Annotated in this window: 20 protein-coding genes; 11 read left to right on the top strand and 9 right to left on the bottom strand. The window is 59.8% G+C overall.

The window, feature by feature from the left end; genetic code table 11:
• Window positions 1-23: 23 nt before the first annotated feature.
• Window positions 24-2,432, bottom strand: a complete 2,409-nt coding sequence (gene uvrC / locus AC1AX7_RS02600) for an excinuclease ABC subunit UvrC (RefSeq protein ID WP_476508553.1) — start codon at window positions 2,430-2,432, stop codon at window positions 24-26.
• Between the two features lie 35 nt (window positions 2,433-2,467).
• The gene (uvrA, locus tag AC1AX7_RS02595) at window positions 2,468-5,407 is read right to left on the bottom strand and encodes an excinuclease ABC subunit UvrA (protein ID WP_476508682.1); all 2,940 of its coding nucleotides are present in this window, start codon (window positions 5,405-5,407) and stop codon (window positions 2,468-2,470) included.
• A gap of 248 nt (window positions 5,408-5,655) precedes the next feature.
• Here uvrA and AC1AX7_RS02590 point away from each other — a divergent pair, with 248 nt between their 5' ends.
• On the top strand, window positions 5,656-6,195 hold the full coding sequence (locus AC1AX7_RS02590) for a DNA-deoxyinosine glycosylase (RefSeq protein ID WP_476508552.1): 540 nt from the start codon (window positions 5,656-5,658) through the stop codon (window positions 6,193-6,195).
• Between the two features lie 227 nt (window positions 6,196-6,422).
• Here AC1AX7_RS02590 and AC1AX7_RS02585 read toward each other — a convergent pair whose 3' ends face one another.
• The 6 genes from AC1AX7_RS02585 to AC1AX7_RS02560 form a co-directional block, all read right to left on the bottom strand.
• The gene (locus AC1AX7_RS02585) at window positions 6,423-6,977 is read right to left on the bottom strand and encodes an MBL fold metallo-hydrolase (RefSeq protein ID WP_476508551.1); all 555 of its coding nucleotides are present in this window, start codon (window positions 6,975-6,977) and stop codon (window positions 6,423-6,425) included.
• Window positions 6,978-6,988: 11 nt separating this feature from the next.
• A complete protein-coding gene (locus AC1AX7_RS02580) occupies window positions 6,989-7,060 on the bottom strand; it encodes a hypothetical protein (RefSeq protein WP_476508681.1) in 72 nt (23 codons plus the stop codon).
• A gap of 196 nt (window positions 7,061-7,256) precedes the next feature.
• Window positions 7,257-7,859, bottom strand: coding sequence for a transglutaminase domain-containing protein (locus tag AC1AX7_RS02575; RefSeq protein ID WP_476508550.1), 603 nt, complete (start codon window positions 7,857-7,859; stop codon window positions 7,257-7,259).
• 336 nt (window positions 7,860-8,195) lie between these two features.
• Complete coding sequence (locus tag AC1AX7_RS02570; protein ID WP_476508549.1) at window positions 8,196-8,594, bottom strand: histidine kinase dimerization/phospho-acceptor domain-containing protein; 399 nt, start codon at window positions 8,592-8,594, stop codon at window positions 8,196-8,198.
• 195 nt (window positions 8,595-8,789) lie between these two features.
• The gene (locus AC1AX7_RS02565; protein WP_476508548.1) at window positions 8,790-9,782 is read right to left on the bottom strand and encodes a DMT family transporter; all 993 of its coding nucleotides are present in this window, start codon (window positions 9,780-9,782) and stop codon (window positions 8,790-8,792) included.
• Between the two features lie 76 nt (window positions 9,783-9,858).
• On the bottom strand, window positions 9,859-12,423 hold the full coding sequence (locus AC1AX7_RS02560; RefSeq protein ID WP_476508680.1) for an excinuclease ABC subunit UvrA: 2,565 nt from the start codon (window positions 12,421-12,423) through the stop codon (window positions 9,859-9,861).
• Window positions 12,424-12,662: 239 nt separating this feature from the next.
• On the opposite strand from AC1AX7_RS02560, the gene AC1AX7_RS02555 reads away from it, so the two are divergent.
• The 5 genes from AC1AX7_RS02555 to AC1AX7_RS02535 all read left to right on the top strand — a co-directional run bounded on the left by AC1AX7_RS02555 (window position 12,663) and on the right by AC1AX7_RS02535 (window position 19,755).
• Window positions 12,663-13,184, top strand: coding sequence for an NAD(P)H-dependent oxidoreductase (locus AC1AX7_RS02555; protein ID WP_476508547.1), 522 nt, complete (start codon window positions 12,663-12,665; stop codon window positions 13,182-13,184).
• 121 nt (window positions 13,185-13,305) lie between these two features.
• Window positions 13,306-14,670, top strand: coding sequence for an MATE family efflux transporter (locus AC1AX7_RS02550; RefSeq protein WP_476508546.1), 1,365 nt, complete (start codon window positions 13,306-13,308; stop codon window positions 14,668-14,670).
• A gap of 166 nt (window positions 14,671-14,836) precedes the next feature.
• Complete coding sequence (locus AC1AX7_RS02545) at window positions 14,837-16,438, top strand: ABC-F family ATP-binding cassette domain-containing protein (RefSeq protein WP_476508545.1); 1,602 nt, start codon at window positions 14,837-14,839, stop codon at window positions 16,436-16,438.
• Window positions 16,439-16,670: 232 nt separating this feature from the next.
• Window positions 16,671-17,786: a 5-methyltetrahydropteroyltriglutamate--homocysteine S-methyltransferase gene (locus AC1AX7_RS02540; RefSeq protein WP_476508544.1), complete on the top strand. Its 1,116-nt coding sequence runs from the start codon at window positions 16,671-16,673 to the stop codon at window positions 17,784-17,786.
• A gap of 73 nt (window positions 17,787-17,859) precedes the next feature.
• Window positions 17,860-19,755 (top strand): bifunctional ADP-dependent NAD(P)H-hydrate dehydratase/NAD(P)H-hydrate epimerase, encoded by a 1,896-nt coding sequence (locus AC1AX7_RS02535; RefSeq protein WP_476508543.1) that lies wholly within the window; start codon window positions 17,860-17,862, stop codon window positions 19,753-19,755.
• Window positions 19,756-19,817: 62 nt separating this feature from the next.
• Here the strand turns inward: AC1AX7_RS02535 and AC1AX7_RS02530 are convergent, their stop codons facing one another.
• On the bottom strand, window positions 19,818-20,984 hold the full coding sequence (locus tag AC1AX7_RS02530; RefSeq protein ID WP_476508542.1) for an SLC13 family permease: 1,167 nt from the start codon (window positions 20,982-20,984) through the stop codon (window positions 19,818-19,820).
• 311 nt (window positions 20,985-21,295) lie between these two features.
• On the opposite strand from AC1AX7_RS02530, the gene AC1AX7_RS02525 reads away from it, so the two are divergent.
• From AC1AX7_RS02525 to AC1AX7_RS02505, 5 genes are all read left to right on the top strand, one after another.
• Window positions 21,296-21,577: a glutaredoxin family protein gene (locus AC1AX7_RS02525; protein ID WP_476508541.1), complete on the top strand. Its 282-nt coding sequence runs from the start codon at window positions 21,296-21,298 to the stop codon at window positions 21,575-21,577.
• Window positions 21,577-22,071 (top strand): class Ib ribonucleoside-diphosphate reductase assembly flavoprotein NrdI, encoded by a 495-nt coding sequence (gene nrdI / locus AC1AX7_RS02520; protein WP_476508540.1) that lies wholly within the window; start codon window positions 21,577-21,579, stop codon window positions 22,069-22,071. Before AC1AX7_RS02525 ends, nrdI begins: the two co-directional genes overlap by 1 nt.
• On the top strand, window positions 22,068-24,260 hold the full coding sequence (gene nrdE / locus AC1AX7_RS02515; RefSeq protein ID WP_476508539.1) for a class 1b ribonucleoside-diphosphate reductase subunit alpha: 2,193 nt from the start codon (window positions 22,068-22,070) through the stop codon (window positions 24,258-24,260). The genes nrdI and nrdE overlap by 4 nt, the downstream gene beginning before the upstream one ends.
• Window positions 24,261-24,329: 69 nt before the next feature.
• A complete protein-coding gene (gene nrdF, locus AC1AX7_RS02510; RefSeq protein ID WP_476508538.1) occupies window positions 24,330-25,322 on the top strand; it encodes a class 1b ribonucleoside-diphosphate reductase subunit beta in 993 nt (330 codons plus the stop codon).
• Window positions 25,323-25,462: 140 nt separating this feature from the next.
• Entirely contained in the window at window positions 25,463-26,098 is a 636-nt protein-coding gene (locus AC1AX7_RS02505) for an HAD family hydrolase (protein WP_476508537.1), read from the top strand.
• Window positions 26,099-26,118: the final 20 nt, after the last annotated feature.

The raw sequence follows: 26,118 nt of genomic DNA, 5'->3' as shown, positions 1-26,118 counted from the left end.
CGATCCCCCCTTCCCGAAGCGTTTCATTCCATGCTACCAGCCGAGGCGGAAGCATGGGAGGCGTCTTCTTCCGCCTCGGCTTCGCCGTTCGCCGCTGCCGTTCGCGCATCCGCGTGCAGCGCCTGGTATATCGATTCCGCTTTGGCCCTGCCCACGCCCCTGACCTGCTCCAGTTCTTCGACGCTGGCCTGACGCATAGCGCGCACCGAGCCGAAATGATTGAGCAGACGCTTCTGGTAGGCGGGTCCGATGCCCGGAATATCGTCCAACGCCGAACGCAGCGCGCCCTTGCGACGTGACTGACGATGATAGGTGATGGCGAAGCGATGCGATTCGTCACGCACGCGCTGCAGCAGATACATGCCCTCGGACTGGCGTTTGAGAATGATCGGATAATCGTCGTCCGGCACCCACACTTCCTCCAGGCGCTTCGCCAGCCCACAGACGGCGACGTCGTCGACGCCGCAATCCTCAAGCGCTTTGGCCGCGGCCATCACCTGCGGCTTGCCGCCATCGACGACCACCAGATTCGGCTTGTACGCGAAATGGCGACGGTCGGTATTCTGCTGCACCACAGTCGTGCCGGCGTCGCCGTCCGGGCGCGGATCGCCATCCGACGCCGTATCGGACGTATTCCGCGCGGCGGCGGCACGCTTCTCGTTGTCCATGCTGTCGCCCGAATCGCCGGCGATATTGCCATGCCGGAATCGGCGCGTCAGCGTCTCATACAATGCGCTCAGATCATCCAACGCTCCCGCGCCGTCCGCGCCGCGGATCGAAAAGCGGCGATATTCGCTCTTCTTCGCCATCGCATCCTCGAATACGACCATCGACGCCACCTGAAAAGCGCCGCCCACCGTATTGGAAATGTCATAGCATTCAATGCGCAGCGGAGCCTGCTCCAGTCCCAACGCATCCGCAACATCGTTCATCGCCGTCGAACGCGACGCCATATCGCTGACACGGCTCATCTTGCTGCGCTGCAACGCCTGCTTCGCGTTCTCCGTGGCGCGGTCCATCAACTGCCTCTTATCGCCGCGGGCGGCGACGCGAATCGTCACGCCCGCGCCACGCAGCGAACCGAGCCAGGATTCCAGCTCCTCGCGGCGGGCTGGCTCGACCGGCACGATCACTTCGCGAGGAACCGGGGCGATCGGGGCGAGCAGATCGTCACGGCCCGTCTGCTCCTGACGCTCATTGCGCGTCCTGGTGGCCTGCGCGCGAGCCAGGGCATCCGTGGCCGTCGCCGACTGCGTGACCCCGATGGCGTTGCGACGCTCGCTGATCACCGTCGTTCCCTGCGACGCCGACACCTGTTCCGGTTTCATACGGCCGGCGTCATCGGAGGCGATATCCGAATACACCTGCACGATCAGATCGGCGATCAGCTCGTCGTCGCCGACGTCCTCCACACGCTCCACGCTCCAATTGCGTTCGCCGCGAATCGTGCCGGCGCGTACGAAAAACGCATGCACCGACGCTTCCAGCTCGTCGCTGTCCATGCCGAACACGTCGGCGTCGACCTGATCGTCAAGCACGACGGCGTTCTGTTCGACGACGGTCTGCAGCATCTGGATCTGGTCGCGGATGCGGGCTGCCTTTTCGAATTCGAGTTCGGCGCTTGCGGCCTTCATGTCCTTCGTCAGCTGCGCGATATACGATCTGCCGATGCGGCCGGTCAGCACGCCGGCCAGCTGCTCGCACAGTCTGCGATGCTCCTTGGCGCCGATCCTGCCGACGCACGGCGCCGAACATTTGCCGATCGAGGCAAGCAGGCAGGGACGTTTCGTCAGCTCGGCCTTATGGAACACGCTGTCCGAACAGGTGCGCACGGGAAAAGTCTTCAACAGTCCGTCAAGACTGTGCCGCAGCTCCCATACCTTCGCATACGGACCGAAATAGCGGGTATCACGGCGCTTGCGGCTTCGTGTGATCCAGACGCGCGGCACGCTCTCCCCCGCCGACACCGCAAGATACGGGTAGGTCTTATCGTCGCGGAACACGACGTTGAAGCGCGGGGCGAATTCCTTGATCCACGTGTATTCCAGCGTCAGCGATTCCAGCTCGGTGCCGACCACCGTCCACTCCAGGGAACGTGCGGTAAGCACCATGGTCTGCGTGCGCGGATGCAGCAGATGCAGCGGTTGGAAATAGTTGGTCAGACGATTGCGCAGATTCTTCGCCTTGCCGACATAGATCACGCGCCCTTCGCCGTCGCGCCATTTGTAGACGCCGGGTTGTGCCGGGATATCGCTGGTTCTGGGCCGGAACAGGTCACGGGTGTCGCCGAGCAGCGGCGCGCCGTTTTTGTTGACCGCCGCATCCGTCTGCGCATCGGCGGCGTGAGCCGAGGCGCTCGCATCCGCCTGCAATGCGGCCGCCGTCCTGCGCCATTCGCCCGGACTATGCCGTTCCACCAATCCAGAGGACACATGTCTCCTTTCCGCTGTTCCCGAGCTGCACGTCCCTACGCGTTGAGCATCGGTTTGAGGAATCCGCCGGTCCAGGACCGTTCGCATCGGGCCACGTGCTCCGGCGTGCCTTCCGTGACGATGGTGCCGCCTCCGTCGCCGCCTTCGGGGCCGAGGTCGATGATCCAGTCGGCGGATTTGACGACGTCGAGATTATGTTCGATGACGATGACCGTATTGCCTTTGTCCACCAGGCCCTGCAGCACAAGCAGCAGTTTGCGCACATCCTCGAAGTGCAGGCCCGTGGTCGGCTCGTCGAGGATATAGACGGTTTTGCCGGTCGACCGACGCTGCAGTTCGGTGGCGAGCTTGACGCGCTGCGATTCGCCGCCCGACAGCGTCGGCGCAGGCTGACCAAGACGGATATAGCCCAGACCGACCTGCACCAGCGTTTCCAGGTAGCGGGAAATCGACGGATACGATTTGAAGAACCGCGCCGCCTCCTCGATCGGCATGTCAAGCACGTCGGCTACGGATTTGCCGTTGTAATGCACTTCCAGCGTCTCGCGGTTGTAGCGTTTGCCATGGCATTCCTCGCATTCGACGTAGACGTCGGGAAGGAAGTTCATCTCGATCTTCAACGTGCCGTCGCCATGGCAGGCTTCGCAGCGGCCGCCCTTGACGTTGAAGGAGAATCGGCCCGGACCGTAGCCGCGCACCTGCGCCTCCGGCGTTTTCGCGAACAGCGTGCGGATCTTGTCCCACACGCCCGTGTACGTGGCCGGATTCGAACGGGGCGTGCGTCCGATCGGATTCTGGTCGACGTGAATCACCTTGTCGCATTGGTCGACGCCTTCGACGCGCGTATGCTTGCCGGGCACGATGCGCGCGCCGTTGAGCTTGTCGGCCAATACCGGGTAGAGGATCTGATTGACCAGCGTGGACTTGCCCGAACCGGAGACGCCGGTGACGCAGGTCATCACGCCCAACGGGAAGTCGACGGTGAGATTCTTGAGATTGTTCTCACGTGCGCCGACCACGCGAAGCCGTTTCGTACGGTCCGTCTTGCGACGTTGCTGCGGCACTTCGATCGCGCGGCGTCCGGCGATATAGTCGCCGGTGACGGAACGCGACGCGTCGGTCAGATGATTCGCCGGTCCGGAATAGATGACCTCGCCGCCATGCTCGCCGGCGCCCGGGCCGATGTCGATCACCCAGTCGGCGTTGCGAATCGTATCCTCGTCATGTTCGACGACGATCAGCGTATTGCCCAGGTCACGCAGATGATGCAACGTGCCGATCAGCCGTTCGTTGTCTCGCTGGTGCAAACCGATCGAAGGCTCGTCAAGCACATACATGACGCCGACCAGACCCGATCCGATCTGCGTGGCGAGCCTGATGCGCTGCGCTTCGCCGCCGGACAACGTCTTCGCCGCGCGGGAAAGCGTCAGATAATTCAAGCCCACATCGTTGAGGAATCCCAAACGGGCGCGGATCTCCTTCAGCACCTCGCCGGCGATCTGGGCCGCGGAGCCTTCCAATTCCAGTCCGTTCACCCATGTGAGGCTGTTCTCCGCAGACATGTCGCACACGTCGGCGATGGATTCGCCGCCCACCGTAACGGCGAGCACTTCGGGGCGCAGACGACGCCCATGGCAGGCCTGGCAGGGCACTTCACGCATGAACGATTCGTAATACTGCTTCATCTGATCGGAATCGGTCTCGTCATGGCGGCGCATCAGCGTGCGTACGACGCCTTCGAAGCCGGTCGAATATTCGCGCATGCGGCCCCAGCGGTTACGATAGGACACCTGCACCTGGAAGTCGTGGCCGTACAGGATGGCGTTGCGGATATCCTGCGGCAGGTCCTTCCATGGCGTATCGAGATCGAATCCCATTTCGTCGGCAAGGCCTTCAAGCACATGACGGTAATAGTCGCTGGTGCCTTTGCCGATGCCCCATGGTTCGATGGCGCCCTCGTTCAGTGTCTTGTCCGGATCGGGGATCACCAGTTCCGGGTCGATCTCCAGGTTGTAGCCGATGCCGGTGCATTCCGGGCAGGCGCCATACGGCGCGTTGAACGAGAACGTGCGGGGTTCGATCTCATCGAGCTCAAGCTGATGGCCGTTCGGGCAGGCGCGTTTTTCCGAGAACGGTTTGCGGCGTTCCGGATCGTTCGCGTCCAGGTCGACGAAATCGGCCACCATGATGCCTTTGGCGAGCCTCAGCGCCGTTTCGACGGAATCGGTCAGACGCTGGCGGATGCCGTCCTTGACGACCAGACGGTCGATCACCACTTCGATGGTGTGCTTCTTCTGTTTGGCGAGCTTGATGTCGTCCGACAGTTGCACCATTTCTCCGTCGACCAACGCGCGTGCATAGCCGTCCGTTCTCAGCAGGTTCAGCAGGTCCTCGAATTCGCCCTTACGCCCGCGAACCACGGGGGCGAGAATCTGGAAACGCGTGCGTTCGGGATATGCCAGCAAGGCGTCGACCATCTGCTGCGGTGTCTGCGCGCTGACCGTCGAACCGCATTCGGGACAATGCGGGATGCCGGTGCGGGCGAACAGCAGGCGCAGATAGTCGTAGATTTCCGTAATCGTGCCCACGGTCGATCGCGGATTGCGGTTGGTGGTTTTCTGGTCGATGGAAACCGCCGGGCTCAGGCCCTCGATGAAATCGACGTCGGGCTTGTCCATTTGCCCAAGGAACTGGCGGGCGTAGGCGGACAGCGATTCGACATATCGACGCTGGCCTTCGGCGAACAGCGTGTCGAACGCCAATGAGGACTTGCCCGAGCCGGACAGCCCGGTGAACACCACCATACGGTTGCGGGGAAACTCCAGATCGACGTTCTTGAGATTGTGTTCGCGCGCGCCCTGGATGACGATCTTCAGATCGTTGGGCAGGCGTTTCAAATCCGCCACCAACGATCCGTCGGCGTTGACCAGCGGCGCCTTTTTGATTTCGCGCGACAGGAACACGTCGCTGGTCATGATGCGTTCCACTGTCACTTCGCCGTTTTTGGGAGCCGTATGCTTCACCACTATCGGATTCCTCCGCCCTGCTCGAATGATGTCTTCGAACAAGGATACCGCATGCGCCGCCCAGAATTCGAACAGTTGTTCGATGGTGTGTTGTGGGCGAAACGGGGTCCGCCGGCGCGAAGCGATTCGAAGGCGGGGCGCTATGGGAAACCGCGTAAACCGAGGTGTTCCGATGTGCGGCGGGTAAGATGACGCACATGAACGAACACTGCACGCATGTCGAACATGAATTCGGCCCTGTATGGAATGAGAACAGCCGCATTCTGATTCTGGGGTCGATGCCCAGTCCGAAATCGCGTGAGGACGGTTTCTACTATGCGCATCCGCGCAATAGATTCTGGCCGGTTCTGGAACGGTTGTTCGCCGACCCGGCCGATCCGGACGACGTGCCGGGCGACGGCGTCGAAACGCGCCGCGATTTCGTGCTGCGCCACCACATCGCGTTATGGGACGTCATCGCGTCATGCGATATCGCCGGCGCCAGCGATGCCAGCATCCGCAACGCCGTCGGCAATGATCTGACGCCGCTGCTCCGCGGATCCGGGATCGGCGTGATTTTCACCACCGGCGCGAAAGCCGCGCAACTATACCGTCGCCTGTGTCTCCCCTATTTGCGGCAGGCGGGCGTCAGCGTGCCGATGGTCGCATTGCCGTCGACGAGCCCAGCCAATGCGGCCATGGATCTGGACCGATTGACCGAAGCGTATGGGGCTGCGATCCTGCCGGCCTTGGCATGATTTTTGGAAAACCGCCGAAAATAAAACTCCGCTTTTTTGATTTTTGGGAAACTTCCAGAACAAATTTGATGCCGCGGGAAATGACAAAATTCGCCTGACGGGTCGCAGGGCTACCGGGCGAATATGAAAGTGTTTTTTGGCAAATACGGTTTATGCTGGTGGCCGGAACTGATCTCTGTTGGGTGCAGGCTTTTTCACAAATATGCTTTTGAAAACTATCTATATATTTAGATTTTAATAACGTCACCGCAAGACATATAATTCATATTATCCATTTGTTGAGATAGATAATGATATGCCTTTTCGCCATTGCAATGACAAGTATAAAATTCAATATCTTTATAATTTTGTAATTCCATTGCAATACTGTTTAACAATTCTTTTGATACTATTTTCTTTGTAAGCGGGTTGAACAAATGAAAGCCACCAATACAAAAATGTGGTTGATACTTCTCTGCTTCTTTCATGATATTTACAACACCAGCATGCCCGCACCTCATAATAACTACTACTTTATTTTCTGAAATAATCAAGTTTTGTTCGTGTATAAAAGTATCTTTGCCCTTTTTATCATAAAGAGCATTATTGGTAGGAGAATAAAATTTATTTGTTTTACTTACTGTAAATGGCGATAATTCTTCATCAATTTTATAATTACCATTTAATAGTTTGATTTGCCTATTAGATTTAAGCTTATTATCAATTCCAACTGGTATTTTAAGGAATAAGATTTTACTGTAATGTGGTTCAAAGGCTTCTTTTTGTACATAGATATTTGCCACAGAATTAATATCTAAAAATTTTTCAATGCTCCTCCATGGTCAAAATGCCTATGAGAAATAATGACAGTATCCACTTTTGAAATATCTATATTTTTTTTTCATAGCATTTTCAAATAATGTGCTATCTGAACCTAAATCAAATAGAATTTTATGTGATTTCGTTTCAATATATAAAGGATATATATAAGGAAAGTCCGTGTTTTGGTTCAAGTTCTGACTTAGTCGTATTTTCAACTAATGAAATTATTCTCATAAAATCTCCTTTACAATTCTAATTTGTCAAATTCTTTCGGGCAACAAATGCAGATACATATATATCGCATCTGTACTATTTTCAAGAATGTTCATTGTCTGTGGTAACGGTTCAGCATACATAACTTTATAATCCACCTCATCGTACTCTTTCCGAATGGGGAAAGCTAAACATTCATCGTCAATAGAGAAGTCTGCTCGTATACCATCTTTATTTCCTCTTGCATCTATACGAATCCATCGGTCAATGGATTTTAGATAAATAGCATTTAAAGCATGGATACAGTATCCGCTTTCAGGTGTACTGCCTAATGTAAGCCTTTGATAACATATTCCGGAAGGAATACCATTTGCTCTTAATAGTGCGGCCAATAAATTAGCCTTTCCCCAACAAATACCAACACCCTCTCTTAATACATCAGAGGCTGTTACCGTAACTCTTTTATCTTGGATATCCCATGAATGCTTGATTTCATCTCTAACAAAATAGTAGGTAGCTTTTGCCAGTTCAATTTCGCATTCAGTAGAGTCTTTTAGTTCTTTGGCTTTTCTTTGTACACTTGGTTCATTCCAATCGATATAGTGTGAAAAGGCAAGGTATCTATTCATATCATCTTGAATCTTCAACATGTAACACCTCCAAAAATTTCAATTTATATGTTTCTCTTTATTTACATTATACCATTTTCCAATACCTGCAACAATGTTTCAAAATCTTAAGATTACTATTTTTCTGCTTTTGAAAAATTACTTACCCGTCTATGATTTGTAAAGGGTGCTATTCAGCATTGCTTACGCAACAAGCCCTTGACAAATCATATCCCGATAAGTTTAGAGTAATCAGGCAGAAATGAAATAGTTTGTTGTATCAAGCCAACGAAAAAGAGATACCAGCACATTTATGCAGTATCTCTAACTTAATAGCATTATTCTTTTATCCGCAAGCAGGTAAGCACAGGTTATTCGTTAATATCCTTTTGTTTGGGAAACTCCAGTTTCCAATCGGGAAGTTTTTACAAGGGCCTGAAAGAGAAAATCCAACTTATCTGTCTGACTACGTATTCCCCAAATAAAGTCGGTGCGCTCCGCCTCGGACATTGGTTTTTCCAGCAAAGTGTCCGTCGTCATTTTCAGATTGCTCACCGGCGTTTTTACCTGATGGGAAATATCCGATACGAGAGCCTGTAACTCCTGTCGTTCCTCGTCCACCCGGCGGCGGTTTTCTTGCATGATCTGGTAAAGCCTTGCCAGCCGGTGTCCGATTCTGGCAAGCTGGGTTTCTCTGTCCTCTGGGTGTTTTGGTGCTTCATTTCCGGCGATCATGTGGTCTAAGGTTTGGCACAGGTCAGCGGTAAACTGTACCAACCGCTTTCCAAACGCCTGTGTCTATATAAAAATCCCTACAAGAGTACATAGTAGCAGCGCCCCGCCAGTCAGCACCACCGCTGTCTGTTTTGTTATAAGAAACAGAGCTATGGTGATTCCAGACATAGAGAGAACAATCCCCATTACCACACAGCCAAACACCCGTTTTGTGGCGGGGTTTTGTATCGTCGGCATTCAGGCGGTCCGTGCGTGATGCCGCTTCTTCAATTGGACCTGCGACAGCAGGATCGCACCGAAGATCAGGACGAATCCGATGACGGCGCGCGGCGCGATCCGTTCATGATAGAAGATCATCGACGCGATCACGCCGAAAATGCATTCGGTGCTGAGCAGCACCGACGCCTGCGACGTGGGGATGCTTTGTATGGCGACGGTCTGGAACACCTGTCCGATCACCGTCGAACCGATCACCAGATACGCGAAACCCAATACGATGTCCCAACGCATCCACGACACGGACGGCGCGCCTTCGAACAGCACCGCGCCGGCGAAAAACAGCAGGAAACACCAGACGAATTCCATCACCATCAGACCGATCGCGTCGAAACGCGACCCCAATATGCCGACACAGACCATGTTGACCGCATAGAACACGGCGCTGACGATGGTGATCGCGTCGGCGAAGCTGACGGACAGCAATCCGGAGGCCCCGTCGCCGTCCAACGACACGAAGCCGATGCCGACGATGCAGACGAACGCGGCGACGACATGCTGCCATGTGGGGCGTCTCCTGGTGAACGCCCATACGAAGAACGGCACCATCACGCAATACGTGTCCACAAGAAACGTGTTGCGTCCCGGGGCCATGTCCTTCAGACCGCGCAATTGCAGCAGGTAGCCCGCCCAATACGTGACCGCCAGCACCAGCCCCGGCACGATGTAACGGCGCAGTCCCAGCTTCATCAGATGGGGCAGGAACACCAATCCCAACACGACGGAGGCCAGGAGCATACGTATCGCCATCATCCACTGCGTAGGGATCGTCTCCTGGATCATCTTCAGCAGCGTATAGCCGGAACCCCACACGGCCGCGTTGACGATCAGCATGACACGCGCCGTGTTCGGCGACACCTTGCGGCTCATCGCCTCCGCCTGACCATCCGTGACCGGATCCACACTCTCCCGATACGACGCCATACCGTCTCCCGACTCGCTCTGCTCACTCACAGCGAGCCATCGTAACGCAGCATGACGCGCGCCATGCCCAACGGGAACCGTGTTCGCGCAATATTCATTTCCGCGTTCACCGACCGCGCAGATAACGGCCGGTGACGGACGCCGGATCGCACGCGATATCATCCGGCGTGCCGACGGCGACGATACGGCCGCCCTCCGAGCCGCCGCCGGGCCCCATGTCGACCACGTAGTCCGCATTCGCGATCATGTCCAGATCATGCTCGATCACCAGCACGGTCGCACCGGCGTCGATCAGACGCTGCAGCACGTCCAGCAGCGTGCGCACATCCAACGGATGCAGGCCCGTCGTCGGCTCATCCAATACGAACAGCGCATCATGCTGACGCCGGCCCAATTCCGTGGACAGCTTCAGACGCTGCGCCTCGCCGCCCGACAGCGACGGCGTATCCTCGCCCAGCGCAAGATAGCCCAAGCCAAGCTCTGACAACGTCGACAACATCGCGTGAACACGCCGGCCGGCGGCATCCCGGCAGTCTTCGAACACATGCAGCGCGTCGTCGACGCACAACGCCAGCACGTCCGGCATCGACAGCCCCTCCGGGCATACCGGCGTCGACAGGCGCGCCTCGGCGACCTCGGCGCGATAGCGCGAGCCGTCGCAACGATCGCACACGATCGTCACATCGGGCAGAAACTGCACGTCCAGGCCGATACGGCCAGTGCCGTCGCATTGCGGACAACGCAGCGAGCCCGTGTTGTACGAGAACGCCGAAGCCTTCCAGCCGCGCTCGCGGGACGCCGGCACGGCGGCGAACGCACGGCGCAGCACGTCCATGATCCCCGTATAGGTGGCCACTGTGGAACGCACGTTGATGCCGATCGGCGTCGAGTCGACGATGCGCACGCGATTGACGAGTCCGGGCTTCAGCGAACGCACATGCGCCGGCATCGCATGCGCGGCGGCCGCTTCGGCCTGCGACGATGCCATGCCGGCGTCGCAGGCCCCTTCCAAAGCGGCCAACGCCGGAACCAGCGACTCCAGCACCATCGTCGTCTTACCCGAACCGGAGACTCCGGTCACCGCGGTCAGACGCCCGTACGGAATCGCCACCCGCAACGGATGCACGGTATGGATGGGGCCGGTGTGCATGCGGATCCATCCATCGTCATCATCCGCGTCCGGCAGAGGCATGCGCGCACGGACCGGCGTATTCGCCGAACCATCCAGAAAATCCGCGATACGCGAATCCGGATTCTCCATGATCCGCGCCGGAGCGCCCTGCGCGATCACATGACCGCCTTCGACGCCGGCTCCCGGCCCCATTTCGATGAAATAATCCGCGGCGCGCAATACGCGCACGTCATGGTCGACGAACACCACCGAATTGCCTTCGTCCAACAGGTCACGCATCACGCCGATCAGACCTTCGACGTTCGCCGGATGCAGACCGGTCGACGGCTCGTCCAGCACATACAGCACGCCCGTCGTCTCATTGCGCACCGCGCGGGCGAGCTGCGCGCGCTGCCGCTCCCCCGTCGACAGCGTCGCACTCGCCCGGTCCAACGTCAGATACCCCAAGCCCAGCTGCATCAGACGACAGCCCATATCGCGCAGCGTCGCGATCAGCGCATCCGCCATCGGGAGCATCGGCCCGGGCAGCGTCCGCGGCACCGTCGGAGCCCAGTCCAGCACGTCGGACAACGACATGGCGGTGACGTCGGCCAAACCGAGACCGCCGATGCGCGCTGCCCTTGCGGCCTCGCTCAATCGCGTGCCTCCGCACGCGTGGCATACATGCTCCGTCAGGAACTTGTCGACCTTGGCGAGACGCTTCTCGTCCGTCGCGCGCTCCAACTCCTTCAGCACCGTCAGCCGCGCATTGCGGAACGTGAAATCCAACTCATGCACACCCTTGACCGACGTGACCGTGATATGCTTCTTCTCCTCCGGGCCGGAGAAGACGATGTCCTTCTCCCAATCCTCCAGATCACGCCACGGCACGTCGGTGCGGACGCCGAATTCGCGCACGATATCCGGCTGCACGTTGAAACCGAACGTGCGCCACGGCACCACCGCCCCTTGGTCGATCGTCAGCGAATCATCCGGCACCAGCGTCGCGTCATCCACCTCACGCACCGAACCCGTGCCCTGGCACACCGTGCAGGCGCCCGTCGAATTGAACGCAAGGTCCTCCGCGCCCGGCGCATGGATCGCGACGCCGCATTCCGGGCAGGCCAGAGGCAGCTCCGCGGCCACATTCATCGAAGGCGGCGCATAATGCCCATTCGGGCAACGATGGCTCGCCAAACGCGAAAACATCAGACGCAGCACATTCAACAATTCCGTCGACGTGCCGAACGTCGACCGCATGCCCGGCACGCCGGGACGCTGCCGCAACGCCAACGCGGGAGGCAGGAAACGCACCGAGTCGACCTGCGGGCGCACCGCCTGCGTCATCCGCCGCCGCGTATACGTGGATAACGCGTCCAGATAGCGCCGCGACCCCTCCGCATACAGCACTCCCAACGCCAACGACGATTTGCCCGAACCCGAAACGCCGGCGATGCCCACCAGACGCCGCAACGGAATGTCGATGTCAAAGCCGCGCAGATTGTTGACATGCGCGCCGCGCACTTCGATATGGTCGATGATATGGCCGGTTCCATCCATCGGTCCGTCCTCCTTACCGCCAGTCACCGTCCTTCGCGTTCCCCGGCATCCTCCCATGATCCCCCATACCGGTCTTTTTCGCCCGGGTGCCGGGGATCCCGCATACGGATTACGCCAACGGCGACCGCCTGCCTATCCGACGCCGCCACACACGATAAGCTGAAGGCGTTGACGTAATCGATATTACGTGTGCGTATACGGCGAACGCACGCATGGCACACGCATATGAAAGGACCGCTATGAACACCCTGGTGCTCGTTTTCCATCCAGACCTGAACGCGTCACGCGTAAACGCCCGATTGATCGCCGAACTGGAAGCGGCGAAGCCCGCCAACGTGATGGTACGCGACGAATATGCGGAAAACCCGGGCTTCGCCATCGACGTCGACGCCGAACAACGGCTGATGGAACACGCCGACCGCATCGTATTGCAGTTCCCCTTCTACTGGTACAGCTCCCCCGCGCTGCTCAAGGAATGGGAGGACCGCGTCATCGCCTCGGGCTGGGCGTTCGGCGGCGCCCGCAGTCTGGAAGGCAAGGAACTCAAACTGGTGGTGACCACGGGCTCCGAAGCCTCCAAATTCAGCCCGGACGGCGACTACAGGCGCACGATGGGCGAACTGCTCAGCCCCTTCGAAGTGGTGGCCCGCAAAATCGGCATGAACTACTGCGACCCCTTCCTCGTGCAAGGCTGCTCGACCATCGACGACACGACCCTGGACAAGGCCGCCGCCGAATACGTGAAGGCCGTCGTCGAATAGACCGACGACGCTCTTCGACGGGCGCCGACATCGAACGGCGATTGTCGGACAGGCGCGCATAATATGCGCATGGCGTAGGAAAACGTCATGCGCGTTTTCATGTACACAAGGACGGTGACATATGGCGACGGCGGCACGGCAGGGACAGCGGAACAGACTCGGCGTCATGCCGATCGGCAGGCTCGCCGTATCCCTTGCCTTCCCCGCCATCGTCGCACAGGCATGCAACGCGCTTTACACCATCGTCGACCGCCTGTTCCTCGCGCGCATCCCCGGCATCGGCGACCTCGCCATGACCGGCGTCGGCGTCTGCTTCCCCATACTGCTGGCCGTCTCATCCTTCGCGGCGTTGGTCGGATCGGGCGGCGCCCCGCTCGCCTCCATCGCGCTCGGCCAAGGCGACGCGCGCAAAGCCGAACGCATCCTCGGCTCATCCGTCGCGGCGCTGATCGTCATCGCCATCGTATTGCCGACCATCCTGCAGATATTCAAGGAGCCGATCCTGCTCGCCTTCGGCGCCAGCGCCGACACCATCCCCTACGCGACGGAATTCCTGTCCGTCTACCTGTCCGGCACGGTCTTCGTGCAATTCGCGCTCGGCCTGAACACCTTCATCACCGCCCAAGGCAAGGCGGGTACGGCAATGGTGTCCGTGCTGATCGGCGCGCTCGTATCGGTGGCGCTCGACCCGCTGTTCATATTCGTTCTCGACATGGGCGTATACGGCGCGGCACTGGCCAACGTCATCGCGCAGGCGCTGTCGGCCGTCTGGGTGATCGCGTTCCTCTCGTCGAAACGCAGCGTCATCCGCCTGCATCGGCGCGATATCCGTCCGGGACGCATCCTCGGCCCGGTGCTGATGCTGGGCGTCTCCCCGTTCATCATGCAATTCACCGAATGCGTGATCCAGGTCGTGTTCAACTCCAGTCTGCAACGCTACGGCGGCGACGCCTACGTAGGCGCCATGACCATCATCACCAGCCTGATGCAGCTGATCTCCGTGTTCTCCAATGGCATCACGCAAGGCGTGCAGCCGATCATCGGCTACAATTTCGGCGCTCGCCGTTTCGGACGCGTCCGTCGGGCATACCGCGGCACGATGGTGGTGCAGGTGGCGATCAACAGCACGATGGTCGCGCTGTTCATGCTTTTCCCGGCGACTTTCGCGCGAATGTTCACCTCGGATGCGGGCATCACCGACATCGTCGTGGCGATGCTGCCGATCTTCTGCTGCGGCATGGGCGTGTTCGGCATCCAGAACGTGGTGCAGTGCGCGTTCGTCGGCATGGGGCAGGCGAAGCCGTCGCTGTTCCTTGCGATCTTCCGTAAGATCATCCTGCTGGTGCCGTTGGCGCTGATCCTGCCGCATATCGCCGGCATGGGCACGTTGGGCGTGTTCGTCGCCGAGCCGATTTCGGATGTGGTATCCGCATTGACCGCAGGTTTCCTCTTCTGGAAGCTGACGCCGGCCCTGCTGTCGGAATGACGGTGCGGCGCCCCGGAGCGCGAAGGCCTGTCGGACGTGGAGGTCGGCGGGCATTCGCTATGATGTTTCCTTGGTGTTTTGCGGGATGATGAGGCGAAATCCTGCAATATGAAGCAACATGAACGTATTGATGACGGCAATGACCATGAGCGAAGGCTGAGACGATATGGCGATTGAAGCGCAGGAACTTGAGATCCAGATCGGTGCACGCACGCTGCTGCATCCCACCAATTTTCATGTCACGAAGGGCGACAAGATCGGTCTGGTCGGGCGTAACGGCGCCGGCAAGACCACGCTGACCCGCGTGATCACCGGCGACCTGCTGCCCACGGCCGGCAAGGTGCGCGTCTCCGGCAAACTCGGCTATCTGCCGCAGGATACGCATGCCGCCGATCCGGAGCAGACCGCGCTCGACCGTATGATGAGCGCCCGTGACATCGCGACGATCATCAGCCGTATCCGCAAGGCGGAGAAGGAAATGACCGATCCCGATCCGGACGTGATGACGCGTGCGATGAACCGCTACGACAAGGCGATGCAGGATTTCGACAAGGCCGGCGGCTATGCGGCCCAGTCCGAAGCGACCGCGATGGCGGCCAGTCTGGGTCTGCCGCAGGAAGTGATGAGCCAGCAGCTCGGCACGCTGTCCGGCGGCCAGCGTCGCCGCATCGAACTGGCGCGCATCCTGTTCTCCGACGCGGACACGCTGATCCTCGACGAACCGACCAACCATTTGGACGCCGATTCCATCGAATGGCTGCGCGGCTATCTGAAGAAATATGAAGGCGGATTCCTCGTCATCTCCCACTCCACCGAACTGCTGGACGAGGTGGTGAACAAGGTGTGGCATCTGGACGCGCAACTTGGCCAGATCGACATGTATTCACTCGGCTGGAAAGCCTACCTGCATCAGCGCGCGGTGGACGAGGAGCGTCGTCGCCGCGAACGCGAAGTCGCCGAAAAGAAGGCGGAACGTCTGATGCAGCAGGGCATCCGTCTGCATGCGAAGGCCACGAAGGCCGTCGCCGCGCAGAACATGATGCGCCGTGCGGAACGTCTGCTGTCGGAAACCTCGGAAGCGCAGAAGAAGGAGAAAGTGGCCGACATCCGCTTCCCGGAACCCGCCCCATGCGGCCGCACCCCGATCATGGCGAAGGACATCTCCAAGGCGTACGGTTCGAACATCGTGTTCGCCGGCGTGAACCTCGCCATCGACAAGGGATCCCGCGTGGTCATCCTCGGCTACAACGGCGCCGGCAAGACCACGACGCTGCGTCTGCTCGCCCACCTGGAGGACCCGGACACCGGCGAGGTCGAATACGGCCACGGCTGCAAGATCGGCTATTTCGCGCAGGAACATGACACGTTGGATCTGAATGCGACCGTATTGGAGAATCTGATCCATGTCGCGCCGGAATTGAACGACACCCAGGCCCGCTCCATTCTGGGCTCGTTCCTGTTCTCCGGCGACGACGCGCTGAAGCCGGCAAGCGTGCTGTCCGGCGGCGAGAAGACGCGACTCGCCCTGGCCACACTGGTCACGTCGCGTGCGAACGTGCTGTTGCTCGACGAACCGACCAACAACCTCGACCCAGCATCACGCGATGAGATCCTGAAGGCCATCGCCAAATACGAGGGCGCCATCGTTCTGGTCACGCATGACGAAGGAGCGGTGCAGGCGTTGAATCCGGAACGCGTGCTGCTGATGCCGGACGGCGACGAGGACCTGTGGAACGACTCCTATCTGGAACTGGTCGCCGAAGAGTGACGCCGATCGCAGGGCTTTCGCGATTCATGATTCGGATCCAAGATTCCATGATGATTCGTGATTTCGCGACTTGGACTTCGCACTAGCGACGTTGCGCATTGATTACGGCGTATCGATTTTATCTATAGGCGGCGGTGTCCTGAATATGGACACCGCCGCCTCGACGTCGAACCCCATTCGGTATCGTGCCCAAGGTATTTCGCCGTAACCGAATGACAAAGGGGGACATAACATGTCGCATGCACAGACCGCACCGTTCCGCGCGGACGTCGTCGGATCCTATCTTCGCCCGGAAGCGTTGAAGCAGGCCCGCGCCGATTTCGCGGCCGGCGCGATCGACGCCGCCGCCTTGAAGGCCGTTGAAGACCGCTGCATCGAGGATCTGGTCGCCAAGCAGAAGGCCGCCGGCCTGCACGTCATCACCGACGGCGAATTCCGTCGTGCCTACTGGCACCTCGATTTCATGTGGGGGCTGCAGGGCGTCGCCAAGGGCACGAATCCGGTGGCCGTCGAAGGCTCCGCCGGCGCCGAAGTGCTGGAAACCGCTGCCGTGTGCGGCGCGATCGGCGGTAAGAACCACCCGTTCGTCGAACATTTCAAGTTCGTCAAGCAGTTCGAAGACGACAACACCGTCGCCAAGCAGACCATCCCATCCCCGGCCCAGACGCTGTTCCTGCTGCAGGCCGGCGCCGCCGAACGGTTCGAGAATCCGTACGCCACCGATGACGAGCTGTCCGCCGCCATCGTGGCCGCATACGCCCGGGTGCTCGCCGACCTGCACGAGGCGGGATGCCGCATCGTGCAGCTGGACGACTGTACGTGGGGCATGCTCGTGTCCGAAGGATTCAAGGAAACCGTGTTCGGCCGCGACCCGAAGGAAGTGCAGCGCCAGTACGCCGGCATCAACAACGCCGTCATCGACGCCGCCCCCGAAGGCATGACCGTCACCACGCACGTGTGCCGCGGCAACTTCCAGTCCCAGTGGTTCGCTTCCGGCGGTTATGCGCCGGTCGCCGAAGTGCTGTTCGGCGAAGAGCATCCGGCCGCGTACTATCTGGAATTCGACGACGACCGTTCCGGTGATTTCGCCCCGCTTGCCGAAGTGACGGGAGACAAGCAGGTCGTGCTCGGCCTGATCACGTCCAAGAAGCCGGAACTGGAAGACGCCGACGCCATCAAGGCCCGCATCGAGGAGGCCTCCCGGTATGTGCCGCTGGAACGCCTGTGCCTGTCGACCCAGTGCGGGTTCGCCTCCACCGAGGAAGGCAACCGCCTGACCGAGGAACAGCAGTGGGCCAAGATCGCCCTCGTGCGTTCCATCGCCCGGGACGTGTGGGGCGAAGACTGACGCGCGCCTGCCCACCCGGCGGAGCAAATCGGACTACAGTAAGGTACGTAAGCCAATCTTCCAAGGGGGATTTATGGATATCGTCAACGATGATCGCCTGCGTACCTTACTGTACGGCGCCTACGCCGCGGCGACGGTGCGAGACATGGAACGCCCCCTGCTCGAGGACGGCGTGCCGCTGATGCGGGCCGCCGCCTCGGCCGTCGCGCATACGACGATGCGTCTTCTGGACGACGAAGGCCTTTCCGTGGAGGATGCGCGCATCGTCGTGCTCGCCGGAGCCGGCGACAACGGCGGCGACGGCCTGTATGCGGCGGCCGAACTGGCGAACGAAGGCGCGCACGTCACCTCGATCGCAGTCGGGCGCTCGCTTCATGAGGAGGCGTTCGACGCGTTCGTCCACGCGGGCGGCCGCGTTTTTGTGCTGGACCCCGCCGCCGACATTCCAGGCTGCGCCGCGGGCTTTTCCGCAGGCGAGGCCGGAGAGCGTCTGCAGGCCGCGATCGCGCATGCGCAAAGCTCCCATGTGATCATCGACGCGATGACCGGCATCGGCCTGAACAGCGCATTGCGTGGCATTCCGGCCACCATCGCCTCGTCGCTGGGCTTGGACGGCGAGACCCCCAATCGCCCGGCGCTGCCCCACAATGAGACGGACAGCGATCTGCCGTTGGTGGTCGCCGTGGATACGCCGTCCGGCGTCGGCGTCGACGACGGCACGTTGCCGGGCGCGTATATTCCCGCCGACGTGACGGTGATGTTCGGCGCGATGAAGCCATGTGCGATGGTGCCTCCGGCCTCATACGCCTGCGGGCAGACGATACTGGTCGATTTCGGATTCGATATCGACGACGCGACGCCTGCGGTGGAAATGACGGACGGCGATTTCGTCGCCGATTCGATTCGCCTGCCGCGTTTGGATGATTCCAAATATTCGCGCGGCGTCGTCGGCCTGGTCACCGGTTCGGACCGCTACCCCGGCGCCGCCGTGCTTTCGACGAAGGCCGCGGCCCGCGCGAATGCCGGCATGGTGCGCTATCTGGGGCCGCAGAGCGCCGGTTACATGGTGCTTTCCGCGTTGCCGGAAGCGGTGCTCGGCAAGGGACGCGTGCAATCATGGGTGGTCGGCTCCGGCGTGCCCGCGCAGAACGACGATGACGGCCGCGCCGATCTGCAAAGCGAGACGATCGCGCGTCTGCTGCGCCACTATGCGTTGTCCGACGCTGCGGACGATGACGTGGACGTGGAGGCCGCGGATGCCTTGGCCGCCGCAGCGAACGACCTGCAAGGCCATGGCCGTCATGCCGCGCCCCCGGCCGGCGTCGACCCGGTGCCGCATGGCATGGACGATGACGATGCGGATGAAGCGGCATACGCCATGCCGCCGATCGTCGTGGATGCTGGCGCATTGGACCTGCTGCCCGACCGCGTGCCTCCGCAGGTGGCGATCACGCCGCATGCGGGTGAATTGGCGCGATTGCTCAACCGCATCGACGGCGAGACGGACGGTGCTCTGACCGGCGACGACGTCGCCGCCTCCCCTCTGTATTTTGCGCGTCGCGCCCATGAACTGACCGGCGCGACCGTGCTGTTGAAGGGTGCCGTCACCATTGTGGCCGGTGCCGACGGCAATGGCGATACGCGCGTGATCCTTTCGGGCCGCGCCCCGGTCTGGATGGGCACCGCCGGGTCGGGCGACGTGCTGGCGGGCATTACGGGCGCCCTGCTGGCGCAGCAGGACGATATGGTGACCGAGGACGCCGCGCTGATGCCGGAAGTCGTTGCCGCCGCGGCCTACATGCACGGCCTGGCTGGTGCGCTGGCGTCGGAATCGGATCAGCGGGGATGGCATCGTCCGGAATTGTATGGGCGCTCGTCCAAGTCGCGGTTCTCGTCTTTGGGTCATCCGATCGTGGCCGGGGACGTCGTCGCCGCGATCCCGCAGGCCTTTGCGGAACTGGTGCAGTAAGGCGGGCAGCCTCGCGTGACGGGCATATTCGCGGCGGGACAGGCGTCGCCGGGGTGCAGGGACTATCGCAGTACCAGCGCCATCCCCCACAGCACGGCCAGGAATATGACGTTCCAGACGGTGAAGACCAGCAGATAGCGTCCTTTGCGTTCCGGATATTCCGCCGCGATCTGCTTGTAGGAGATCAGGCTCGCCATCGAGGCGATCAATGTGCCGAGGCCGCCCAGATTCGTGCCGATGATCATCGACGCGGCGTCATCCGTGTAATGCGACAGCAACACGGCGGCCGGCACATTGCTGATGACCTGGCTGGAAAGAATCGACACGGTCAGCGCATGCCCGTCCATCAGCGTCGACAGCCACGTGTTGATCACGTCGATACGGCTCATATTGCCGACGAATACGAAGAAGAACACGAAGGTGGCCAGCAGACCATAATCCACGTTACGGAACAGGCTGCGCCGCCGCACCGCCACCGCGCATGACACGATGATCAGCAGCATCCACACCGGCAGCACCTTGGCCACGGCGAACAGGCACAGAATAAACAGCGCCGCATACCAGTACATTTCCGGTCCAATCGTTTCAGCCAGCGAACGGGTCTGCGTGATCGCCGCGCCGCCATCCGGCAATGTCGCGGCGGAATCGGCAATGGAATCATCATTCTTTTTGTTGTTATCGCGGTGAATCAGCAACGTGCAGGCCGCCAGCAGCAGCGACGCGGCCACAAAATACGGCAGCATCAACATGACGAATTCCGTCAGGTCGTATCCGCTGGAAGCATACAGGTACAGGTTCTGCGGATTGCCCATCGGCGTCAGCATGCTGCCAAGATTGGCGGCGATCGTCATCAGGCAGACCGTCATGTAAATCTGCGACTGCAATCCCGTCATGCGCAGCACCAGCATCGCGAACGGCACGAAAGTAATCAGTGACACATCATTCGTGATCAAAGTACTGCCGAAAAAGCACAGCATCACCAGCGCCAGCGCAATGCCGTGCGGCGATGTGACGCGGCCGACCAGCGCGCCGCCCAACGCTTCGAACAGGCCAAGATGTTTGAAGCCCGCGACGACCAGCATCAGGCAAAACAGCAAGGCCAGCGTATGAAAATCGATATATCCGGCATATTGCGTGTCGGGCGGAATGATGAAACATGAAATCACCGCTGCGAAGAACGCAATCGTCATCACCATGTCGTGTTTCGCGAATTCCACCAGGCTGCGCATATTCCGGCTTTCTCTCTGCTGCTTATCCGAATCCGTATCGTAACAAGGCGTTTGCCCGATTCGCAGTGCCATCGCGTCGCCTCTTGGTGACGGCGTCGGCGTGGCGTGTGATTAATGCCACAGTGATATTCGATTTGATGGATTGTTGATTGATTGAAGATATCTGATTATCACTGAAAAACCGCCAAAATCACTATATCTAGTGTTTGCTGATTCGACACGCCACTACAGGTAGTGCCATTGATTTTGCGCGGCATGCCTGTATCGTAGCCAGTCACAGCAGTCATACGAGAGCGACAAAAGGAGCGACCATGCATGTGACCGTGTACACCAAGCCGCGCTGCCCGCAGTGCGATGCCACCAAACGACAGTTCGACAAGCGCGGCATCGAATACACGACCGTCGACATCACGCAGGACGAGACCGCACTGGCGCGCCTGCAGGAGGCGGGCTTCATGCAGGCTCCGGTCGTGATCACCGACACCGATTCATGGTCGGGCTATCGTCCGGACAAGATCCGCGCCTTGACGTCGACCGCGGAGAGCGCGGCGCCGATTCGGACCGCATCGCTTCAGGCCGTGCAGGCGGCATGATGACGCGGGAACACCTCGCCGAAACGGCGACGCCGAGCGCGTCCATGCCGGAATACGCGGCGACCAAGCCCACGATCGGCGCAGTCGTGTATTTCTCGTCGGCATCCGAAAACACGGCCCGATTCATCGAATCCTGCGCGCTGCACGAAGAAGGCGTCAACGTGTATCGCATCCCGCTGATGCCGCAGGCGCCGCCGCTTGACGTGCGCGAACCGTTCGTGCTCATCGCTCCGACCTATGGCGGCGGCGTCGCACGCAAGGCCGTGCCCATCCAGGTCAAACGATTCCTCAACGACCCGGAAAACCGCGCATGGATACGCGGCGTCATCGCATCGGGCAATACGAATTTCGGCGAAGCCTACTGCATGGCGGGCGACATCATCGCCGCAAAATGCCGGGTGCCGTTGCTGTATCGCTTCGAACTGCTCGGCACCACGGAAGACATCAACACAGTACGCAACGGCATCATCAATTTTTTCAAGGACCAGACATGACCCTCAACGACACCACGCTCGACCTCGACCGCACGGCCTCGACCACGGCGGAACGCTACGACCCGGCCCACGACTTCCACGCGTTGAACGCCATGCTCAACCTGTACGACGCGGACGGACGCATCCAATTCGACAAGGACAAGGCCGCAGAACGCGAATTCGTCACCGTGCATGTCGCCGCAAACACCATGCACTTCGATTCCACGGCCGAACGACTGCGCTATCTGATCGACAATAGCTACTATGACGGCGGCGTATTCGAACAGTACTCCCCCGAATTCCTGGAAGACATCTACAGGCATGCCGAAAGCCTCGGCTTCGAATTCTCCACCTTCCTCGGAGCGTTCAAATTCTACCGTTCCTACGCCTTGAAAACCTTCGACGGCAAACGGTATCTGGAGGATTTCCCGCAGCGCGCGACCGCAGTGGCGTTGGAGCTCGCCGCAGGCGACGAACGGGCCGCGATGCGCTACGTGGACGAGATCGTCTCCGGACGGTTCCAGCCGGCCACTCCGACATTCCTGAATCTGGGCAAGGCGCAGCGCGGCGAAGCCGTCAGCTGCTTCCTCGTGCGCATCGAAGACAATATGGAATCCATTTCACGCGGCATCAACGCAGCCTTGCAGCTGAGCAAACGCGGTGGCGGCGTCGCGCTGCTGCTGAGCAATCTGCGTGAATTGGGCGCGCCGATCAAACACATCGAAAACCAAAGCAGCGGCGTCGTGCCCGTCATGAAACTGCTGGAGGATTCCTTCAGCTACGCCAACCAGTTGGGCGCCCGTCAGGGCGCGGGCGCGGTCTATCTGAGCGCCCATCATCCCGACATCATGCGGTTCCTTGATACGAAGCGCGAAAACGCCGACGAGAAGATCCGCATCAAATCGCTGGCGTTGGGCGTCGTGATCCCCGACATCACCTTCGAACTGGCGAAAAACAAGGAGCCGATGGCGCTGTTCAGCCCCTACGACGTCGAACGCGTCTACGGCAAGCCGTTCGCCGACGTCGCGATCAGCGAACATTATCGCGAAATGGAGGCCGACGACCGCATCCGCAAAACCTACGTGGACGCACGCGAATTCTTCATGACCCTGGCCGAAATCCAATTCGAATCCGGCTACCCGTACATCGTGTTCGAAGACACCGTGAATCGCGCCAACCCGATCGAAGGCCGCATCGCCATGAGCAACCTGTGCTCCGAAATCCTGCAGGTGCAGGAGCCCAGCGCCTTCAACGAGGACCTCACCTACGCGCATGTCGGCCGCGACATCTCCTGCAACCTCGGCTCGCTCAACATCGCGAAAGCCATGGACGGAGACCTCGGCGCCACCGTCGAAACCGCGATCCGCGCACTGACCGCCGTATCGGAACACACCAGCATCGACAGCGTGCCGTCCATCCGCCGCGCCAACGAGGAAGGCCATGCCATCGGATTGGGACAGATGAACCTGCACGGATTCCTCGCGCGCGAAGGCATCATGTACGGCAGCGACGAAGCGCTCGACTTCACGAACCTGTACTTCATGACCGTCGCCTACCACGCCTACCGCGCCTCGCATGACCTGGCCGTGGAACGCGGCCGCGCATTCGCCGGCTTCGCGGCCTCCGATTACGCGAAGCCCGCCGGCGAAGGCAACTATTTCGACAAGTACATCGACGGCGGCATCGAACTCCAGCCGCGCACCGAAACCGTGCGGGAACTGTTCGCACGCTTCGACGTGACCCTGCCGACCGCCGAAGACTGGGCCGCGTTGCGCGACGCCGTCATCCGCGACGGCATCTACAACCAGAACCTGCAGGCCGTGCCGCCGACCGGTTCGATCTCGTACATCAATCATTCGACCAGCTCGATCCATCCGATCGCATCGAAGATCGAAATCCGCAAGGAAGGCAAAACCGGCCGCGTCTACTACCCGGCGCCGTACATGACCAACGACAATCTCGCCTACTACAAGGACGCATACGAAATCGGATGGCAGGCCATCGTCGACACGTATGCCGAAGCGACCAGGCATGTCGACCAGGGCCTGTCGCTGACGCTGTTCTTCCCCGACACCGCGACCACGCGCGACCTCAACAAGGCGCAGATCTACGCGTGGCGCAAAGGCATCAAAACGCTGTACTACATCCGTATCCGCCAGCAGGCGCTCGAAGGCACCGAAGTGCAGGGCTGCGTCAGCTGCATGCTGTAGACGATTCGTCCATCCGTCATCCGCCCACCTACCATCCGTCATTCATCATGTCACCGAAAGGACGCCATCATGGCACCCATCTCCATCCCCCGACAGCCGCTGAAGCTCATCGACCGCGTCACCGCGATCAATTGGAACCGTCTCGAAGACGACAAGGACCTCGAAGTGTGGGACCGGCTCACCGGCAATTTCTGGCTGCCGGAAAAGGTGCCCGTATCCAACGACATCCCCAGCTGGCAGGCCATGAGCGAAGCCGAACAGACGCTGACCATGCGCGTGTTCACCGGCCTGACCCTGCTCGACACCATCCAGGGCACGGTCGGCGCGGTCAGCCTCATCCCCGACGCGCTCACCCCGCATGAGGAGGCCGTCTACACGAACATCGCGTTCATGGAATCCGTGCATGCGAAAAGCTATTCGTCGATCTTCTCGACATTGTGCTCCACCAAGCAGATCGATGCGGCGTTCGAATGGAGCGAGAACAACGAATACCTGCAGAAGAAGGCACAGATCGTGCTCGACTATTACGAGGGCGACAATCCGCTGAAACGCAAGGTCGCCTCCACACTGCTCGAATCGTTCCTGTTCTATTCGGGCTTCTACCTGCCGATGTATTTCTCCGCGCATGCGAAGCTCACCAACACCGCCGACGTGATCCGCCTGATCATCCGCGACGAGGCCGTGCACGGCTACTACATCGGCTACAAGTACCAGAAGGGCCTCGCCTTGGCGTCGCAGGCCGAACAGGACGAGATGCGCGACTACACGTATGATCTGCTCAACGAACTGTACGACAACGAAGTGGAGTACACGGAAAGCCTGTACGCCCCGGTCGGCCTTGAGGAGGACGTCGAAAAGTTCCTGCGCTACAACGGCAACAAGGCGCTGATGAACCTGGGATACCCCGCCCTGTTCCCGCAGGAGATCTGCGACGTGAACCCGTCGATTCTCGCCGCGTTGAGCCCGAACGCCGACGAAAACCATGATTTCTTCTCCGGCTCCGGCAGCTCCTACGTGATGGGCAAGGCGGTCGAAACCGACGATGACGATTGGGATTTCTGATTCCGCGGAATTCCCGATCCGTGCGCACGGCATGCGATAGACTGGCCGTGCCGATTACATCGCCCCGATGATCGGAATGCTTTCGATCGGGACGCCGGGTCACCGGCACCGATCATCGGGCCTTATGCGAAGGATATGACATGGACTGCGCTGAAACGACCATCACCGACGTTGTCTTCGATTTTTGCGGCGTGCTGCTGGATTGGCGTACCAGGGCCTGCTTGGAGGGGCGCTTCGACGATGCCGTTGTCGACCGCATCTGCGCCGACGATGATCCCCACAAGTTCTTCGCATATGAGGATCGGATGGACGCCGGCGAGGATTTCGATGACATCCTCCCCGATGTAGTTCGTGAGCAGGGAGAGGATATCGCCGCGATTTTCCGTTATTACATCGATCATTACGGCGACGCGCTCCCCCGCATGCTGCCGGGCATGGAACAGCTGCTGCGCGATCTGAAGGCCGCCGGATACGGCGTATGGGGTCTGACCAATTGGTCGCATGAAACGATCCATATCGCGTTCGACAAATACCCGCAGCTGAATGAGCTGCTGGAAGGCACCGTCGTCTCCGGCGTGGAGAAGATGCATAAGCCCAACGCCGACATCTACGAATTGACGATGCGGCGTTTCGGGCTCAAGCCCGAAACGTCCGTGTTCTTCGACGACACCGCCAAAAACGTCGCCGGCGCGCAGGCCGTAGGCATGCACGCCTTCCGTTTCACGACGGCCGAACAGGCCCGTGCCGACCTCGCGGCGCTCGGGGTGACTTTATAATCGAAATGATTCACGGTACG

The organism is Bifidobacterium sp. LH_449, from assembly GCF_056356755.1.
Note: the sequence above shows the minus strand (reverse complement) of the source record. Positions and strands in the feature narration are given on the sequence as shown.

What these genes read in the sequence shown, in the direction of transcription:
- uvrA (WP_476508682.1), bottom strand. Translation starts at nt 5,407, where the DNA reads ATGACCAGCGACGTGTTCCTGTCGCGCGAAATCAAAAAGGCGCCGCTG.
- AC1AX7_RS02590 (WP_476508552.1), top strand. Translation starts at nt 5,656, where the DNA reads ATGAACGAACACTGCACGCATGTCGAACATGAATTCGGCCCTGTATGG.
- AC1AX7_RS02575 (WP_476508550.1), bottom strand. Translation starts at nt 7,859, where the DNA reads ATGTTGAAGATTCAAGATGATATGAATAGATACCTTGCCTTTTCACAC.
- AC1AX7_RS02560 (WP_476508680.1), bottom strand. Translation starts at nt 12,423, where the DNA reads ATGGATGGAACCGGCCATATCATCGACCATATCGAAGTGCGCGGCGCG.
- AC1AX7_RS02555 (WP_476508547.1), top strand. Translation starts at nt 12,663, where the DNA reads ATGAACACCCTGGTGCTCGTTTTCCATCCAGACCTGAACGCGTCACGC.
- AC1AX7_RS02550 (WP_476508546.1), top strand. Translation starts at nt 13,306, where the DNA reads ATGGCGACGGCGGCACGGCAGGGACAGCGGAACAGACTCGGCGTCATG.
- AC1AX7_RS02545 (WP_476508545.1), top strand. Translation starts at nt 14,837, where the DNA reads ATGGCGATTGAAGCGCAGGAACTTGAGATCCAGATCGGTGCACGCACG.
- AC1AX7_RS02540 (WP_476508544.1), top strand. Translation starts at nt 16,671, where the DNA reads ATGTCGCATGCACAGACCGCACCGTTCCGCGCGGACGTCGTCGGATCC.
- AC1AX7_RS02535 (WP_476508543.1), top strand. Translation starts at nt 17,860, where the DNA reads ATGGATATCGTCAACGATGATCGCCTGCGTACCTTACTGTACGGCGCC.
- AC1AX7_RS02530 (WP_476508542.1), bottom strand. Translation starts at nt 20,984, where the DNA reads ATGCGCAGCCTGGTGGAATTCGCGAAACACGACATGGTGATGACGATT.
- AC1AX7_RS02525 (WP_476508541.1), top strand. Translation starts at nt 21,296, where the DNA reads ATGCATGTGACCGTGTACACCAAGCCGCGCTGCCCGCAGTGCGATGCC.
- nrdI (WP_476508540.1), top strand. Translation starts at nt 21,577, where the DNA reads ATGACGCGGGAACACCTCGCCGAAACGGCGACGCCGAGCGCGTCCATG.
- nrdE (WP_476508539.1), top strand. Translation starts at nt 22,068, where the DNA reads ATGACCCTCAACGACACCACGCTCGACCTCGACCGCACGGCCTCGACC.
- nrdF (WP_476508538.1), top strand. Translation starts at nt 24,330, where the DNA reads ATGGCACCCATCTCCATCCCCCGACAGCCGCTGAAGCTCATCGACCGC.
- AC1AX7_RS02505 (WP_476508537.1), top strand. Translation starts at nt 25,463, where the DNA reads ATGGACTGCGCTGAAACGACCATCACCGACGTTGTCTTCGATTTTTGC.